This window comes from Vibrio mytili, assembly GCF_000830505.1.
Lineage (GTDB): Bacteria > Pseudomonadota > Gammaproteobacteria > Enterobacterales > Vibrionaceae > Vibrio > Vibrio mytili.
Genome location: NZ_JXOK01000036.1, coordinates 14,243 through 31,841, shown reverse-complemented (window position 1 = coordinate 31,841; position 17,599 = coordinate 14,243). Strand labels below are relative to the sequence as shown.

Here is a 17,599-nt window from a genome sequence, read left to right as displayed (position 1 = left end):
TGAGATATGGCAGCTATTGTTACATTATTGATAACATTTATGACAGAGACGATATATGGCTAGGTTAAAGAGAAGCAAGGCATTTGAGCTACTTGGACATCAAGTACAGCCCGGACAAAGGTTAGAAATCGAATTCGAAGCAGCGCAGCTATATACGCATTCACCTTTATCTATTCCAATAGAAATCATTCATGGTAAGAAAGAAGGCCCCGTATTATTAGTTAACGCTGCCATTCACGGTGATGAACTCAACGGGGTGGAAATTGTTCGTCAGTTGATCAACCAACTTGATCCACTCAAGCTCAAAGGCACAGTGATCGCCGTCCCTATCGTCAACGTGTTTGGTTTCATTCACAAGTCACGTTATTTGCCTGACCGCCGCGATCTCAATCGATGCTTTCCTGGTAGCGAAAAAGGGGCACTTGCCTCTCGTATGGCTTATGGTTTTTTTAACAATATCGCGAAGCGTTGTAATTATATTTTAGATATTCATACAGGAGCAATTTACCGCACCAACTTGCCGCAAATAAGGGCCAACCTGAGTAACCCAGAAACCCTCCGAATAGCGAAAGCGTTTGCTACCCCAGTCATTATTGATTCGGCTTTAAGGAATGGCTCGTTGCGCAGTGAAGCAGAAAAATGTGACATCCCAGTTCTGACCTATGAAGCAGGTGAAGCCTTGCGTTTCGATCCGCTATCAATCAGTGCAGGTGTACTAGGGATACATAGAGTAATGCAAGCGGTTGGTATGTTACGTGCAAGTCGCAAGAAATACCCTGAACCAATCATAGCCAAATCCACCAGTTGGGTTCGAGCCTCGGGGAACGGAATTTTACGAACGGTCGTGAACCTAGGAGACAAAGTGGAGCAAGATACCACCCTAGCCTATATCAGCTCACCACTGGGTCACGTTGAGTTAGAACTAAAAGCCCCCAAAAGTGGTTTAGTCATTGGTCAACAAACGTTACCACTGGTGAACGAGGGTGATGCCATTTTCCATCTTGCGTACTTTAATCAAGGGGACGAAGAAGTCGGTCAAGCGGTCGAGAGCTATATTGAAGAATTAACCGAGTTCGACATCGACCAAGTGACCACGGGACAAATACCTTTCGACTCTCAACAATAAAAATGCAGCAATAAAAAATGCCCTGACATTAGTCAGGGCATTTTTGTCTCTATTACTTTTAGTATTGTTCTCAGCCGTAAAATTCGCGAGCATCAGAGCTCAAAGAATACAGGCTTCGCTATTACTCTTCGTCTGCGTCTTGAGCCTGACGAGCTTCTTCTTTGCGCGCTTTGGCTGCAAGTTGCTCTGCTTCACGCTCTTGACGTTGTACCGCTTTACGCTCATTACGAACGACTTGATTTTGAACAAAACCAGCCAGCTCTTTCTCAGCCCAAGCTTGTGCTTTCTCTTCGCTATCAAAGCCTGTTTCACGTTTTGATACAACAGTCTTACGAGACGTCACTTGACGAGTGATTTCTGCGCTCCAGCCGTTACGTTTTTCAGTCACGCGGATAGCAAATTTTGGATTCTTAGACATTTCTTTCATTTCCTAAGGGATTTTAGGGATCAATCAGGGATTCGGTCAACTTGATAACTCCATCTAAGCTGAGCTGTTTAACACCATCCCTTGGTAAGCGCGGTATTAGAGCATAATTGATTCCTCTTTGCGCGATTTTTTTGACTGAAAGTAAGAATTTTTCTAAGCCGAAACAAAAAAGCGCAGACCTTGCGATCTGCGCTTTGCTCTTCAATGAAAACCTGAATTAGCCGATGTTCTTGCGTGCGTTTTGGAACATACGCATCCAAGCACCGTTTTCACCCCAGCCTTCTGGAGACCAAGAGTTTGCAACTGTACGGAATACACGCTCTGGGTGAGGCATCATAATAGTGACACGGCCATCAGCGGTTGTCAGACCGGTGATCGCATTTGGCGAACCATTCGGGTTGTTCGGGTACTGCTGCGTTGGGTTGCCGTTATTGTCGATGTAACGCAGTGCGACGGTACCTGACGCTTCGATTGCGCTTAGGTGCTCGCCGTCACGTACTTCCACACGACCTTCACCGTGCGAAACCGCGATAGGCATACGAGAGCCAGCCATGCCGTCGAAGAACACAGAGTCAGACTTCTGCACTTCTACTAAGCTAAAGCGTGCCTCAAAACGCTCAGATTCGTTGCGAACAAAACGTGGCCACAGGTCTGCACCAGGGATAAGTTCTTTCAGGTTCGATAGCATCTGACAGCCATTACACACACCAAGAGAGAACGTCTCCTCGCGGTTGAAGAAGGCTTGGAATTGCTCACGAGCTTGCGCGTTAAATAGAATGGACTTCGCCCAACCTTCACCAGCGCCTAGTACGTCACCATAAGAGAAACCACCACAAGCCACTAGACCTTGGTATTCATCCAGTACGGCTTTACCAGTCAGAATGTCACTCATATGAATGTCAGTTGCTTCAAAGCCCGCACGGTCAAACGCTGCTGCCATTTCAACGTGAGAGTTAACACCTTGCTCACGAAGAATCGCCATCTTAGGCTTCGCGCCTTTTGCAATGTATGGTGCCGCGATGTCTTCGTTGACATCGTAACTTAGCGATACGTTCAGGCCTGGGTCTGAATTGTCTTTCTTCGCTTCAAATTCTTGGTCTGCACATGCTGGGTTATCACGTAGTGCCTGCATTTTATGCGTGGTTTCTGCCCAGATAACACGGAGGTCTGTACGTGAACGCTCAAGTACAACAGCATCACCAGAAGTGATAACAAAATTGTCTGAAGCCTCAACAGAACCAATCACATGTGAACATGCTTCTAAACCGTTTGCCGCTAGCGTAGACAGAACGGAATCCAGTTCTGCGTTCTTAACTTGAACAACTGCCCCCAACTCTTCGTTGAATAATGCTGCTAATGCATCGTCACCAAGTGCTGCTATGTCAGCCTTCACACCACAGTGGCCGGCAAATGCCATCTCAGCAAGTGTTACGAACAAACCACCATCACCTTTATCGTGGTAAGCCACTAGCTTGTCATCGCGAACTAGCGTTTGCATCGCATCGAAGAAGCCTTTTAGCTGCTCTGCGTTGTCTACGTCCGCTGGCTTATCGCCAAGCTGTTTGTAAACCTGTGCCAGCGCAGTTGCACCCAAACGGTTTTTACCGTTACCAAGGTCAATGAGCACGAGTGAAGATTCACCCTTGTCGGTACGCAACTGAGGTGTCACTGTTTTACGCACGTCTTCAACACGACCGAACGCAGTGATAACCAGCGATAGCGGTGACGTCACTTCTTTGCTCTCACCGTTCTCTTCCCACTTGGTCTTCATCGACATTGAGTCTTTACCAACAGGGATAGTCAGACCTAGAGCCGGACACAATTCTTCACCTACTGCTTTCACCGCTTCGTAAAGACCAGCATCTTCACCAGGGTGACCTGCTGGAGACATCCAGTTCGCAGACAGTTTAATGCGTTTGATATCACCGATATCTGTCGCAGCAATGTTTGTTAGAGACTCACCAACCGCCAGACGAGCTGATGCGCCAAAATCTAGTAGAGCGACTGGAGTACGCTCACCCATCGACATCGCTTCACCGTGGTAGGTGTCGTAACTTGCGGCGGTTACCGCACAGTTCGCCACTGGAACCTGCCAAGGGCCTACCATTTGGTCGCGAGCAACCAAGCCTGTAACCGAGCGGTCACCGATGGTGATCAAGAATGTTTTCTCAGCAACGGTTGGTAGACGAAGAACGCGGTCAGCCGCTTCGTTGATTTCGATACCATCGCGTGCAATCGCTGGACTATCGACTTTCAGCGTTTTAGCATCGCGGTGCATCTTCGGAGTCTTGCCAAGCAGAATGTCCATTGGCATATCGATTGGCGTATTGTCGAAGTGAGAATCTTCTAGCGTGAGGTGACGCTCTTCCGTTGCCACACCGACGACCGCATATGGCGCACGTTCACGCTTACAAATCGCATCAAATGCTTCCATATGCTCTGGCGCAACCGCAAGAACGTAACGTTCCTGAGATTCGTTACACCAAATCTCAAGTGGGCTCATGCTCAACTCATCATTTGGTACGTCACGTAGCTGGAATTTACCGCCACGCTCGCCGTCGTCACATAGCTCTGGAAGTGCATTAGAGATACCGCCCGCGCCCACATCGTGGATAAACGCGATAGGGTTATCTTCGCCTAGCTGCCAACAACGGTCGATCACTTCCTGACAACGGCGTTCCATTTCTGGGTTTTCACGTTGTACTGAAGCAAAGTCCAAATCTTCTGCTGATTGGCCAGACGCCATTGACGAAGCGGCACCGCCACCTAGGCCGATATTCATCGCTGGGCCACCAAGTACGATTAGGCTCGCACCCACTGGGATCTCTTTCTTCTGCACGTGCTCATCACGAATATTACCCATACCACCAGCAATCATGATTGGCTTATGGTAACCACGGATTTCTTCACCCGCGTGAGACGTAACTTTCTCTTCGTAGGTACGGAAGTAACCGAGTAGGTTTGGACGACCAAATTCGTTGTTGAATGCCGCGCCGCCTAGAGGACCTTCGAGCATGATGTCTAATGCGTTTACGATACGTCCCGGCTTACCAAAGTCGGTTTCCCACGGCTGCTCATAACCAGGAATACGTAAGTTAGAGGTTGTGAAACCAACCAGACCCGCTTTTGGCTTACCACCGATACCTGTCGCGCCTTCGTCACGGATTTCACCGCCAGAACCCGTTGATGCGCCTGGCCACGGAGAGATTGCCGTTGGGTGGTTGTGCGTCTCTACCTTCATCAAGATGTGTGCATCTTCGTGATGATAAGTGTATTGACGAGATTTAGGATCAGGGAAGAAACGACCGACTTTAGAACCTGTCATTACCGCTGCGTTATCTTTGTAAGCAGACAGAACGTGATCAGGCGTCGTTTCAAATGTATTTTTGATCATCTTAAACAGCGACTTTTCTTGGTCTACGCCATCGATAGTCCAATCCGCGTTAAAGATCTTATGACGACAGTGCTCTGAGTTTGCCTGAGCAAACATCATTAGCTCAATGTCGTTTGGATTACGACCAAGCTTAGTAAAGTTCTCAACTAAGTAATCAATTTCATCGTCTGCTAACGCTAAACCAAGGGAAACGTTTGCTTCTTCAAGCGCAAGACGACCACCCGCTAAGATATCAATATGCGCGACAGGCTTAGGCTCTGCGACGGTAAACAGTGCTGACGCAGCGTCAAGTTCAGTAAACACGGTTTCCATCATACGGTCATGGATTAGCGCTTTCACTGCATCAACTTGCTCTGGTGTTAACTCAGATGACGCCTCGACATAGTACGCTGTACCACGTTCCAGACGCTTAACCTTGTTTAGACCACAGTTTTTCGCAATATCGGTCGATTTGGAAGACCATGGAGAAATAGTGCCAGGACGAGGCGTCACAAGAAGTAGAAGACCTTCAGGCGCGTGCTCTTCGATGGTTGGGCCGTAAGTTAGCAACTTTTCTAGTTTTTCTAACTCTTGGTCATCTAGATCAGAGGTTAGATCTGCAAAGTGCATAAACTCGGCATATATGCCAGTTACAGGCAGATCTTGTTCACGACAAAGTTCGAGTAGTTTGTTAACACGGAACTCAGAAAGAGCTGGGGAGCCACGCAAAATTCTCATGTGCTTAGGTCTCTTATGCAATTGGTTGAGGTCTATTGACCTGAGGTGATATTGGAATAAATTCAGTGGGTTACTGTATGTTCTTCGAGGGCATTACCGAAGATTCACAAACCTATGCCAATTCCACCTCTCCTTTGCGAGCGCATTATATAGTATTTGTTTTTGTGATGTAACACCAAAAGCAACCGTTTGCGTCACTTTTTTCTTCAAATTTGAATTATCCCTAAATAACCGCTAAACCCCAACCTCGGTAAGATAGATGACAAACGGCTTACTATCGCAATGTGGCTTTCGTTTGGCTCACCGTCCTTGGTACATATGTTCAAAAATGTCGATAAAACCCGCAATGTGACATTCTATCGACCCGATTCACTTTGCCCTATCGCCTCGCTTTGATATAAAGGTAAATAGAAAACTTATCGAGCAGTACCAATCTAATGCAAAGAAGTATTTATTAATGCAAATCAGCCAGTTCAACCGACTTAAGCGCAGCGCCCTACTTTTCGCTTCTGTGCTACTCCTTTCTGCCTGCCAAATTGAGTCGGCACCCAAAAGTGAATTCGAACAAATCCAAGAACGTGGAGTGCTTCGAGTTGGTACTTTAAATAATCAACTGTCGTACTACATTGGTCCCGATGGTCCAGCAGGGTTGGACTATGAGTTGGCACGTCAATTCGCTGAAGAGCTAGGCGTTAAACTCGAGATCAAACCAGCATTTCGTCAAGCCGATCTATTCCCTGCACTAAATAAAGGTGATATCGATATTATCGCCACCGGACTGAACCAGACTTCGCAAGCAGTCGAGCGCTTTCGTCCTGGGCCAGCTTATTACTACGTTAGCCAGCAAGTTGTTTACAAAAAGGGACAACGTAGGCCTCGAAGCCTGGAACAGCTTATCCAATATCAAGCGTCTAAAGATGAAGCTGCAGACGAAGAGACAAACGCAGGTGCACAAACGCTGCAGATCGTCGAACAATCCCAATATGTCCCTACGTTGACAGCATTGAAAGAACAACACCCGGATTTGCAATTTGAAATTGTAGGTAATGCTGATACTCGCGACCTATTGAAACGCGTTTCTACTGGTGAGTTAAGGTTTACGGTCACCGACTCTGTTGAATTGTCGCTGGCTCAACGGCTTTATCCCGACTTGGCATTGGCGTTTGAGCTAACCGAAGATCAACCTGTTTCTTGGTTTACTCGTCGCTCAGAGGACGAGAGTTTATATGCGATGCTTATCGAGTTCTTTGGCAATATCAAACAGTCTGGGGACTTAGCGTTACTGGAAGAGAAGTATATTGGTCACGTCGAAGCGTTCGATTATGTGGATACTCGTGCTTTTATTCGTGCACTGGACGACAAGCTACCAAGGTGGTCTCCTCTGTTTCAAAAATACAGCGAAGAGTTTGACTGGCGCCTCATCGCTGCATTGGCTTATCAAGAATCTCATTGGAAACCAAAAGCGAAGTCTCCAACAGGTGTCCGAGGGATGATGATGCTGACGTTGCCGACTGCGAAAAGCGTTGGCGTGACTAACCGATTAGATCCAGAGCAATCCGTTCGAGGTGGTGTCGAGTACTTGCGTCGTATTGTCGGTCGGGTGCCAGACTCCATCAATGAACATGAAAAAATTTGGTTTGCCCTTGCTTCTTATAACATTGGCTATGGCCATATGATGGACGCAAGACGCCTTACCAAATCGCAAGGCGGTGACCCTGATGCTTGGGCTGATGTGAAAGATAGATTACCGCTACTACGTCAAAAGCGTTATTACAGCCAAACCCGTTATGGCTATGCTCGCGGGGATGAAGCGCGCAACTACGTGGAAAACATCAGACGCTACTATCAATCCATTATTGGTCACGTCAGTCAAAAACCAGCGGAAGAAGATGACACCGATGACTTGAAAGTCATCCCACCTCTTGCCCCTGAGCAACTTGTCTCTGGGGCCATCGAAACAATCACAGGGTCCAGCTCTTCGGCGAGTCAATCTATCCCAGAACAAGACTCAGACGACCAGGACGAAACATCCGATGACGCGATAGACTAACTCAACGATTCACTTTGCTAATGACCAGAACATTAGTAAATATATTAACGAAGAACATGCATGCAAACACGTATGCTTGATACAGTGCGTGTGCTAAAGAGAGAGTGTTCGTCGTCTTGTACCAAAAAGGTTTCGAATATGAAAAGATGTAGAGTTCAGTCAAAACGTTTAAGTAAAACCGTCGCTGCGATACGCCGAAAACGCAAATTAGCGAACTTAAAAAAGAAAATGAATGCTCGTAGGCGTATTTTCGTTCATTTAGTCAACCAATAAGATCACAAATAAGTCGGCCCTCTCTTGTGACAAAAAGCAGCGAAAATATCGAACACAGGTAGCGCTCTCGTATGCTGCTCTGAGGTGCTTGCTGTGTTGGTTCTATTTGTCCCGATGGGTTTGCTCGTTTTGCAAAGCTTTCTCAGCTTGTTTTCTGGCTTTGATTTCTTTACGCCGACGTTTAAAGAACGCTTGTAATTGAGCTCGGCACTCTTCTTCTAGCAGCCCTTGTTCTACGATTGCATAGTGGTAAGCAGCTTGGCTTTCAAACAAATTCAAAACGGTCCCCGCTGCACCGGCCTTAAGATCGGGTGCACCGTAGACCACGCGCTTAACTCGACTGTGTAACAACGCACCTGCGCACATCGGGCAAGGCTCTAATGTCACATAAAGCGTGGTGTCCAATAAGCGGTAGTTTTCTAAGACTTGCCCAGCTTTACGTAATGTTTGAATCTCCGCATGAGCCGTTGCATCGTGAGCGCATATCGAACGGTTCCAACCTTCTGCGATGATTTCCCCATCTTTGACTAGCACGGCGCCAACCGGCACTTCACCTTCCGCCTCTGCCTGCTCAGCCAGTGTCATTGCTCGGCGCATAAAGTGTTCATCTTGGGCGGTGAATTGAAGATCAGACAAAGTGGGCTCCAGTATCTTGATAAATCGTTTAATGCGGTGAATGTTACCCTTCAAATTCAGGAAGTGGAAGTGGATTACGGAATACGGGACCCTCGGTAAACGCCTCCGTAATCTAGAAGCGAAGCGATCTGTAATCCAAAACCACAAACACTAAATCCACCGTTTATCACCTAAGTTACAGCACTTACCCTAGGTCCTTTCTTTTACTAAAAAGAAAGCACCCGTTTTTCAACGAGTGCTTTTTAGTATATGAAGTACGGTTATATCCGGACGTTCTGGTTACATCGTATAAGTGTAAGGCGCTTGGATACCAAGAGGGATACCAATCATCCAGTAGGCGACTAGGAAGATTGACCAGCCGATAAGCATCGCAATCGAAAATGGCATCATTAGAGACGCTAAGGTTCCAATACCCGTCGATTTCACGTAACGCTGACAGTAAACCACAACCAGAGGAAAGAACACCATTAGAGGTGAGATGATGTTCGAGACTGAATCACCAACACGGTATGCTGCCTGAGACAACTCAGGGGAAATCCCCACAGCCATCAACATTGGAACCAAAATAGGACCAATCAACGCCCACTTCGCAGATGCTGAACCAATCAATAGATTCACAGCCGCTGTCAGTAGAATCATACCAACGATGGTCGCCTCGCCTGGCAAGTTCATTGCTTTCAACCCTTCCGCACCGTATAGCGCCAACATAGTGCCGATGTTTGATTGAGCAAATGCAGACAGGAACTGAGCACAGAAGAACGACATCACAATATACGCACCCATGGTAGACATGGTATCCGCCATCGCTTTGATAACGTCATTGCTTGTTTTAAACGTACCAGAAACTTTACCGTACACGTAGCCAGGGATGATAAACAAGATAAAGATCAATGGGACGATAGACTTCATGATCGGTGCAGAGAAGGCCGTGATCTCCCCTTCAGGTGAACGAAGCGCTGAATTCTCAGGAATAAGAGCCACAACAAGAAGTGCAATCCCTGCCATCATTGCCCAACCCGCATAGCGAAATGCCTTTGATTCAATCTCAGTAAACGAGCCCAAATCAGGTGCCGTTTCTGCATCTTCATCGACAGGCATTCTCGTTAAACGTGGTTCGATAATTTTCTCGGTAACATACCAACCAATCGCGACAATGATGACTGACGAGATACCCGTGAAGAAAATGTTAGCTAGTGGATTCACAATATATTCAGGGTCCAATACTTGTGCGGCAGTTTGGGTGAAACCTGCAAGTAAAGGATCGATACCAGAAGGGATGAAGTTTGCAGAGAAACCACCAGAAACCCCAGCAAATGCCGCCGCGATACCCGCTAGAGGATGACGACCTGCTGCATGGAAAATAATACCACCTAGCGGGATAACCAAAACATAACCCGCATCTGCAGCCGTGTGCGAGACAATAGCTACCAGAATCAACATAGGGGTAAGAAGTTTCGCTGGTGTAAAGCTCAGCATCTTCTTCAGACCTGTCGTAATAAAGCCAGAAGAGTCTGCAACCCCCACGCCTAACATCGCAACCAATACGATACCAAGAGGAGCAAATCCAGTGAACGTGGTCACCATGTTCGCTAAGAAACTGGCAAGCGATTCGCCGGTCAAAAGGTTAGTAATCGTAAGTGCTTCGCCTGTTCGAGGGTTTAGGAGGTCGAAAGAGACATTCGACAAAAGTGCGGACGCAGCCCAAGTGATAACTAATGCCCAGAAAAACAGAATCGCTGGATCAGGAATTTTGTTACCCGCACGCTCGATAAAGTTTAAAAAGCGATCCATCCCGCTCGGCTTCGATGATGGTGCTTGATTGATTGCTTGATTACTCATGGCAACTCCAAAAAATGATGTTGGTGCTATGGCCTTTTTAAAATCATAATCACGGCCAGCTCTCAACCAACTATTCTAGAGAACCACCAACTCCAAAGCACAAGGTTCTAGAATTATTTTCATATTTGGAGACATATTTTGCAAAAAAGCACCTTGAGTTAAACATAATAAAAACAGTAATACATCAACGGTATTAACAGTTCAAAAACCATCTATATACATTCTCAATCATGCCACAAACCCAGTCTCAATAAGCGATCACTAGAAATATGCGCAAGTGCAACGGTTATTAATTATCAAACTCACTAAAACGTGAGATCATCGTTTTTAATTGAATCGATTGCGTCTCACCGAGCCTATCTTCCCAACTAGCAGTGACCGTAACCGTCTTTAATGAACCGGAGACGGTTGCCGAGGGAACCTGCCACTGAAGCGTGTAAGCGCCAACAGCAGAAGATCCGGTCGCGATAGAGTCGAAGTCCGCAACAGGCATAGCGGGCGATGCCGCAGATGCCCCGCGAGTTCGGAACCATTCGAGTTTGTTCTCAGCGAGACGCAGAGCTTCAATACTATTTATCGCGTATTCAGATTCCCGCTCTAAGTATACATTCAGTTTTGTTAGCCCTAATGCCCCTACGCCAAGAAGCAGAAAAGCAATCAAGACTTCGAGTAAGCTAAAGCCATTTTGTTTAGAGATCATTCCAAGAACCTTTTTTCCAATAAACTTTTTTGAGTTTTTTCATCGGATTATCAATCACATCTCGATTGTACTGAAACGATAATGCGGAATTGAATAGAGCAAATGTGCCAGGTGCATCCATTACAAAACCACCTAAAGGGTTAAAAGATCCATGTTGAAAATAACCGACTTTGTCCTTGTTAATTGGAACAGTACCAGCGAGTCCCGCAATCACCCCATCCAATTCAGAATCATTCTCAAGGCTGGGCCAGCCAGTGAAATCTAAAGCATTCCCATCAGCATCGATATAGTGTGGAGAAATAAAGTGGTAGAGCATTCCCTTAAAGTTATGAGTGCCTTTTGTAGAAAAAATACCATCTTGAACGACTAAGATAATGCCATCACCACTTAAATGGTTATCGATAGCGGTATCGATGCTTGAAAAGTCATCAGTATTTAGTTCACATCCGCCATAGACCCAAACGAGATCGTGTCCGGATTCAATATTGCTGACAATATCTTCCGCGCAGTTAGTATTGAAGGTAAGGAGAGGTAAATCATTCGTTGACCCCAAAGTGACTGAGTTGAGAGATAGAGGTACATAACCAAAAATTGAGTTATCAGACATTACATCAAACCATTCACTTCTAGGCATATTAAACACGTCTTTAAACGGTTCCATACTCGAAGATTGTCGATAGTCATCTTTCGAGTCCGCAACACTGCTTGCCCAACTGTGATGTGTAGTCGCACATTTTTGTTCCTGTCCAGCGGGACTTGCAGGGAAACCTTCATACGGAACTTCAGATAACTGATGTGGGTGTAGAGTGTTTACGCTTGTCGCATAGAAGTAATTAAAATAAAGAACCGACGTACATTCCCACAAATTATTCCCTAAACTTTTACTTGGATCTGGTGAGCTCGTGTATGCACCATTTATGACAAGATCCGAGGTAGACTTGATAGCACCGGGACCACTTGAAGGAAACTCAACAGTTTTGTTAAGTTCTGTATTACCGACTAAAGAAGTGACTAAACTTGATGCTTCTGAAGAAAAAGTTAATTCATCAAGATCCATTTCGTCTATACACTCATCTACGTCCGCTGGGATCTGTTTCAACAACTTCGCTTTAGAGAAAGCACACTCCAGTCCACCTTCTGCTTTCCAGTGTGCTTGGCGAGCTTTTAATTCGTTCTGAGCAACTTTAATTTGAAAAAAAACACCTTTTGATGAAGCAAGGGAAACAATTAAAGCGAGAAGTAAAAGAATGGACGTCACAAGTAAAGCGACATAACCAGACTGATTCGACCTAAGTTTCATTGCCAATTCCTTTGCTTAATCGAAAACGCTGCAACTGTATTGAGCGCTCCATCAACGGTCTGTAATCTCAACGATACATCCGTTACGCTGGTTGACTTAGAACCATTCGTTAGCGCTGAAGAGCTCACCGAAAACTGAGTAACCTGAATAATATTTTCGTCAAATAAAGGGGAACAACTATTAATTCCGCCAAAAGTTTTAATTTGAGCTTGGGAAACAACAGGATTGGAACAAAATTCAAGCTTATTACCATCCTGTTGATACTTAATATTTTGGTAACCATCACCTTCTTTGAAATACACAAAACCGATAGCCGCTCCACTGATAGTAACCGTGTCTGTAGCTCCTGATAGCTTAAGAGAATGACCATTACCGCCATCGTACCCCGCTCTCTGAATGTCATCTTTCATCACCATCAACGTAACATTAAGTCCCTGAAGTAAATGTAACTCCAAGTTTTTCTGTCTAGCCGTTTTTTGTAAGCTTATAAAGACAGAGCCAATCACTCCTAACAAAATTAACCCGATTAATGAAGCGATCATAAATTCGATTAACGAGCTACCTCGTTGATAACGATAATTAGCACTCTGGGTAATCATATAGTGCTCCAGAGTCGCTACAAACCCTGATACGCCCAGGAGGATTAGAAACTGCCAATATCAATTTAGAGTTCTGATTATTAGAGGCAAAGAACTCTATACTCCCGGAGGCAGGACGTCCTCTGACTTCGTCAAAGCTCATATATTTAGATTCGTAGTTGTGGATGATAGATAGTTCTGAGTAAGGAGTACCGGAAAAATGCAATATCGTATTTCCTCCAACCGTCGATGAGTCTGTCAAATCAAGAGACCAACTTCCATCACTAATGACGTCATTTTTATCCATTGAAAAGTGCACATACAACTTGGTATTTCGCATCACCGCTTCTGACTTACTTTGATTCAAAAAACCAAACAACTCAGTGGCAAGACGCTGCATTTGTATTTTTTGTGAAATATGACTAAAACTTGGCGCAGCCATAGCCAATAAAATACTCATGACCGATACCGTAATAAGCAGCTCTAATAACGTAAACCCGCGAGGCATTTCCCAAATTCCTATGCAAACAGTCTGATGACCGTAATTCATCTTGCACAGATGCTATCACCTGCCAAAAATAGGGGTAAAAGCAAAAAGGAAACTACTCGTAATGATTCGAATTTCTCGCTGTAACAACTACAACAGAAGATTAAGAGGGATGACATTGATCGAATTACTGATTGCGGTGGTCATTGTTGGGATCATTGCAGCTATCGCCTATCCTTCTTATACCAGCCATGTTCTTAAATCACATCGAACGGTAGCGTTGAGCGATATCAGCCGTATTCAATTGGAACTAGAAACGTCTTACGATGGTGGGTACGACTGGAGTCAGATTGTTTCTGGCGGTAACTGCACCATATGTGATTCAGACAGTGACCGTTTTAGCTTTTCGGTTGTCAGTTCTGCCAGTGTCGCCTACACAATTACGGCAACGGCTAAGTCCGACCTTGGGCAAAATAATGACAGCTGTTTTCCTTCAGGAGTAACCAGCCTCACACTTACTGCAACCAATGTTGAAGCCCCAAGCAGTTGCTGGAATTAAAGGACTTAACGCCACGATATACCTAAAAATATCCGTAATAAAAAGGCCTGCATTTCTGCAGGCCTTAAATGTTTCTTAAATATTTATAGCATGACGACTGGTATTAGCTAGTCAGATCATCAAAGAACTTTTTCACGCCGTTGAAGAAACCTTCCGATTTCGGCTTATGCTTCGCAGCTTCACCGCCACACGACTCTTCAAATTCTTTCAGCAGCTCTTTCTGACGTGAGCTTAGATTGACGGGTGTTTCTACCACAAGCTTAACGATAAGATCGCCTACACCACCGCCACGTACACCTTTGACACCTTTACCACGCATACGGAACATACGACCGGTTTGCGTTTCTGTCGGTACCTTCAGGCTTACTCGACCATCGAGAGTAGGGACTTCAACTTCACCACCTAATGCTGCCATTGTAAAGCTAACCGGCACTTCACAGTACAAGTTGTTGCCATCACGTTCAAAGATGTGATGGTCTCTCACATGTACTTGTACGTAGAGATCACCCGCTGGTGCGCCCATTTCTCCCGCTTCACCTTCGCCAGACAAACGAATGCGATCACCAGTATCAACCCCTGCTGGATCTTAACGTTAAGTGTTTTGGTTTTCTGCTTACGACCTTGACCATGACATTCATTACATGGGTCTTTAATGATCTTACCTTTACCATGACAGGTAGGACAGGTTTGCTGAACAGCAAAGAAACCTTGACGCATCTGTACTTGACCATGGCCGTGACAAGTGCCACACGTCTCAACAGAAGAGCCTTTCTTCGCACCGCTACCTTCACATGTATCACAGTGAACTAAGGTCGGAACTTCGATTTCTTTCGTTACGCCACGTACTGCTTCTTCTAGCGACAGATCCATATTGTAACGTAAGTCGGCACCACGCTGAGCTCGGTGACCACCACCGCCACCACGACGGCCACCGCCAAAGATATCACCAAATACATCACCAAAAATGTCGCCGAAATCAGCACTGCCGCCACCAAAGCCGCCACCGCCGAAGCCGCCGCCACCTTGTTCAAAAGCGGCATGACCGTATTGATCGTACGCTGCTTTTTTCTGAGGATCGGTCAGAACTTCGTACGCTTCTTTTACTTCTTTAAATTTATCTGAAGCAGAATCATCATCCTGATTGCGGTCAGGATGGAATTTCATCGCTAAGCGTTTGTACGCTTTTTTGATATCGCGCTCAGAGGCATCACGGCTTACGCCTAATACTTCGTAAAAATCACGTTTTGACATGTTCTTCGTCACCAATGTAGTACTGCAAACGGCCTTTGCCGCTTGGTGTTTATATCGTTTTAGATAAAAGCTTTTTTAGAAAAGCGCTTAGCTAGAAAGACGGTGCTATTTACAAACAGGCGGGCGTAAGAGTTCCCCCAAACGCCCGCACAATGAAGTCGTATCGACGCCAGATGGTGTGGTTACCATCTGGTTAAGAAAGATTATTTCTTATCGTCTTTTACTTCTTCGAACTCAGCATCGACAACATCGTCTTCTTTAGACTGTGCACCCGCGTCAGCACCTTGTGCCTGTTGCGCTTGAGCTTGTTGTTGAGCGATTTCCATCAGTTTTTGAGAAGCGGTCATTAGCGCTTGAACTTTAGCATCGATAGCTTCTTTATCTTCGCCTTTACGCGCGGTTTCTAGCTCTGCGATAGCTGCTTCAATCTTCTCTTTCTCTTCGGCAGGTAGAGCTTCACCAGCTTCTTCTACTTGCTTACGAGTACCGTGAATCATTTGGTCAGCTTGGTTACGTGCAGTCGCTAACTCTTCGAACTTCTTGTCCGCTTCTTTGTTTGCTTCCGCTTCTTGAACCATTTTCTCGATGTCTTCATCGCTTAGGCCACCAGATGCTTGGATCGTGATCTTCTGTTCTTTACCCGTCTGCTTATCTTTCGCAGATACGTGTAAGATACCATCCGCATCAAGGTCGAAAGTTACCTCGATTTGTGGCATACCACGTGGCGCAGGCTGGATGCCTTCTAGGTTGAATTGACCTAGAGACTTGTTGTACATCGCTTGCTTACGCTCACCTTGTAGAACATGGATAGTAACCGCGTTCTGGTTGTCCTCTGCTGTAGAGAAAACTTGGTTCGCTTTGGTTGGAATCGTCGTGTTCTTCTCAACCAATTTAGTCATTACGCCACCCATTGTCTCAATACCTAGAGACAGTGGAGTTACGTCTAGAAGCAGTACGTCTTTCACGTCACCAGCTAGTACACCACCTTGAACTGCAGCACCCATTGCTACTGCTTCGTCTGGGTTTACGTCACGGCGCGCTTCTTTACCAAAGAACTCAGCAACTTTCGCTTGCACCATCGGCATACGAGTCTGACCACCCACTAGGATTACGTCAGTGATGTCGTTTACTGATAGATCCGCGTCGGCTAACGCTACTTTCAGTGGCTCAAGAGAGCGCTGTACTAGGTCTTCAACTAGAGATTCTAGTTTCGCACGAGTCACTTTAATGTTCATGTGCTTAGGACCTGTTGCATCTGCAGTAACGTAAGGTAGATTTACGTCAGTTTGAGAAGTAGAAGAAAGCTCGATTTTCGCTTTCTCTGCTGCTTCTTTCACACGCTGCATTGCAAGTGGATCATTCTTAAGGTTGATGCCTTGCTCTTTGTTGAACTCATCAACCAAGTAGTTGATCAGACGGTTATCAAAGTCTTCACCACCTAGGTGAGTATCACCGTTAGTTGCTAGAACTTCGAACGTTTTTTCGCCTTCAACTTCATCGATTTCGATGATTGAAATATCGAATGTACCACCACCAAGGTCGTATACTGCGATAGTGCGGTCACCACCTTTCTTATCAAGACCGTAAGCAAGTGCTGCTGCTGTTGGTTCGTTGATAATACGTTTAACTTCTAAACCTGCGATACGGCCAGCATCTTTTGTTGCTTGACGCTGAGCATCGTTAAAGTAAGCAGGTACTGTGATAACTGCGCCAGTTACCTCTTCGCCTAGGAAGTCTTCAGCCGTTTTCTTCATTTTCTTAAGAACTTCAGCAGAAACCTGAGGAGCGGCCATTTTTTGGCCTTTTGCTTCTACCCAAGCGTCACCGTTGTCAGCCTTAACAATTTTGTAAGGCATGATTTCGATGTCACGCTGAACTTCTTCGTCTTCAAAACGACGACCGATTAGACGCTTAATAGCAAATAGCGTGTTTTCAGGGTTAGTTACTGCTTGACGTTTTGCAGGCTGACCTACTAGCGTCTCACCATCAGTGTAAGCAATAACCGATGCAGTAGTACGTTCGCCCTCTGCGTTTTCAATTACACGAGGTTTGTCGCCGTCTAATACTGCAACACATGAGTTAGTAGTACCTAAGTCAATACCAATGATTTTACCCATCTGGCTATCTCCGAATAAATTCTATTTTCGTTTGGTTATAACCCCAATGTGGGGGGAGGAGAATCGGGTTTCAACCCTTGCTCACAAACAAAAATAATCAATGTTTGCTTCTCTATGCCACATAGATAGGGGCGGTAAATTGCTT

Annotated in this window: 12 protein-coding genes and 1 pseudogene; 3 read left to right on the top strand and 10 right to left on the bottom strand. The window is 45.6% G+C overall.

The window, feature by feature from the left end; all coding sequences use genetic code 11:
- The first annotated feature begins 55 nt into the window (after window positions 1-55).
- Window positions 56-1,126, top strand: coding sequence for a succinylglutamate desuccinylase/aspartoacylase family protein (locus SU60_RS09730; RefSeq protein ID WP_041155351.1), 1,071 nt, complete (start codon window positions 56-58; stop codon window positions 1,124-1,126).
- A 121-nt stretch (window positions 1,127-1,247) separates the two neighbouring features.
- On the opposite strand, the gene SU60_RS09725 is transcribed toward SU60_RS09730, so the two are convergent.
- Both SU60_RS09725 and purL read right to left on the bottom strand, forming a co-directional pair.
- Window positions 1,248-1,544: a DUF3622 domain-containing protein gene (locus SU60_RS09725; RefSeq protein WP_041155350.1), complete on the bottom strand. Its 297-nt coding sequence runs from the start codon at window positions 1,542-1,544 to the stop codon at window positions 1,248-1,250.
- Between the two features lie 226 nt (window positions 1,545-1,770).
- Entirely contained in the window at window positions 1,771-5,664 is a 3,894-nt protein-coding gene (purL, locus tag SU60_RS09720; protein WP_041155349.1) for a phosphoribosylformylglycinamidine synthase, read from the bottom strand.
- Between the two features lie 457 nt (window positions 5,665-6,121).
- Here purL and mltF point away from each other — a divergent pair, with 457 nt between their 5' ends.
- Window positions 6,122-7,714: a membrane-bound lytic murein transglycosylase MltF gene (mltF, locus tag SU60_RS09715; protein WP_041155348.1), complete on the top strand. Its 1,593-nt coding sequence runs from the start codon at window positions 6,122-6,124 to the stop codon at window positions 7,712-7,714.
- 375 nt (window positions 7,715-8,089) lie between these two features.
- Here mltF and tadA read toward each other — a convergent pair whose 3' ends face one another.
- From tadA to SU60_RS09685, 6 genes are all read right to left on the bottom strand, one after another.
- Window positions 8,090-8,623: a tRNA adenosine(34) deaminase TadA gene (tadA, locus tag SU60_RS09710; RefSeq protein ID WP_041155347.1), complete on the bottom strand. Its 534-nt coding sequence runs from the start codon at window positions 8,621-8,623 to the stop codon at window positions 8,090-8,092.
- Between the two features lie 279 nt (window positions 8,624-8,902).
- On the bottom strand, window positions 8,903-10,462 hold the full coding sequence (locus SU60_RS09705; protein ID WP_041155346.1) for an AbgT family transporter: 1,560 nt from the start codon (window positions 10,460-10,462) through the stop codon (window positions 8,903-8,905).
- A gap of 289 nt (window positions 10,463-10,751) precedes the next feature.
- A complete protein-coding gene (locus SU60_RS09700; protein WP_041155345.1) occupies window positions 10,752-11,162 on the bottom strand; it encodes a type IV pilus modification PilV family protein in 411 nt (136 codons plus the stop codon).
- The gene (locus SU60_RS09695; protein WP_041155344.1) at window positions 11,152-12,462 is read right to left on the bottom strand and encodes a hypothetical protein; all 1,311 of its coding nucleotides are present in this window, start codon (window positions 12,460-12,462) and stop codon (window positions 11,152-11,154) included. The genes SU60_RS09700 and SU60_RS09695 overlap by 11 nt, the downstream gene beginning before the upstream one ends.
- Entirely contained in the window at window positions 12,459-13,061 is a 603-nt protein-coding gene (locus SU60_RS09690) for a PilW family protein (RefSeq protein ID WP_041155343.1), read from the bottom strand. Before SU60_RS09690 ends, SU60_RS09695 begins: the two co-directional genes overlap by 4 nt.
- Window positions 13,042-13,548 carry a GspH/FimT family pseudopilin gene (locus tag SU60_RS09685; RefSeq protein WP_041155342.1) on the bottom strand — a complete coding sequence of 169 codons (507 nt, stop codon included), beginning with the start codon at window positions 13,546-13,548 and terminating at the stop codon, window positions 13,042-13,044. The genes SU60_RS09690 and SU60_RS09685 overlap by 20 nt, the downstream gene beginning before the upstream one ends.
- Before the next feature lie 103 nt (window positions 13,549-13,651).
- On the opposite strand from SU60_RS09685, the gene SU60_RS09680 reads away from it, so the two are divergent.
- Window positions 13,652-14,086: a type IV pilin protein gene (locus SU60_RS09680; protein WP_041155341.1), complete on the top strand. Its 435-nt coding sequence runs from the start codon at window positions 13,652-13,654 to the stop codon at window positions 14,084-14,086.
- 103 nt (window positions 14,087-14,189) lie between these two features.
- On the opposite strand, the pseudogene dnaJ reads toward SU60_RS09680, so the two are convergent.
- A pseudogene (gene dnaJ, locus SU60_RS09675) lies at window positions 14,190-15,337 on the bottom strand (molecular chaperone DnaJ).
- A 203-nt stretch (window positions 15,338-15,540) separates the two neighbouring features.
- On the bottom strand, window positions 15,541-17,454 hold the full coding sequence (dnaK, locus tag SU60_RS09670; RefSeq protein ID WP_041155340.1) for a molecular chaperone DnaK: 1,914 nt from the start codon (window positions 17,452-17,454) through the stop codon (window positions 15,541-15,543).
- Window positions 17,455-17,599: the final 145 nt, after the last annotated feature.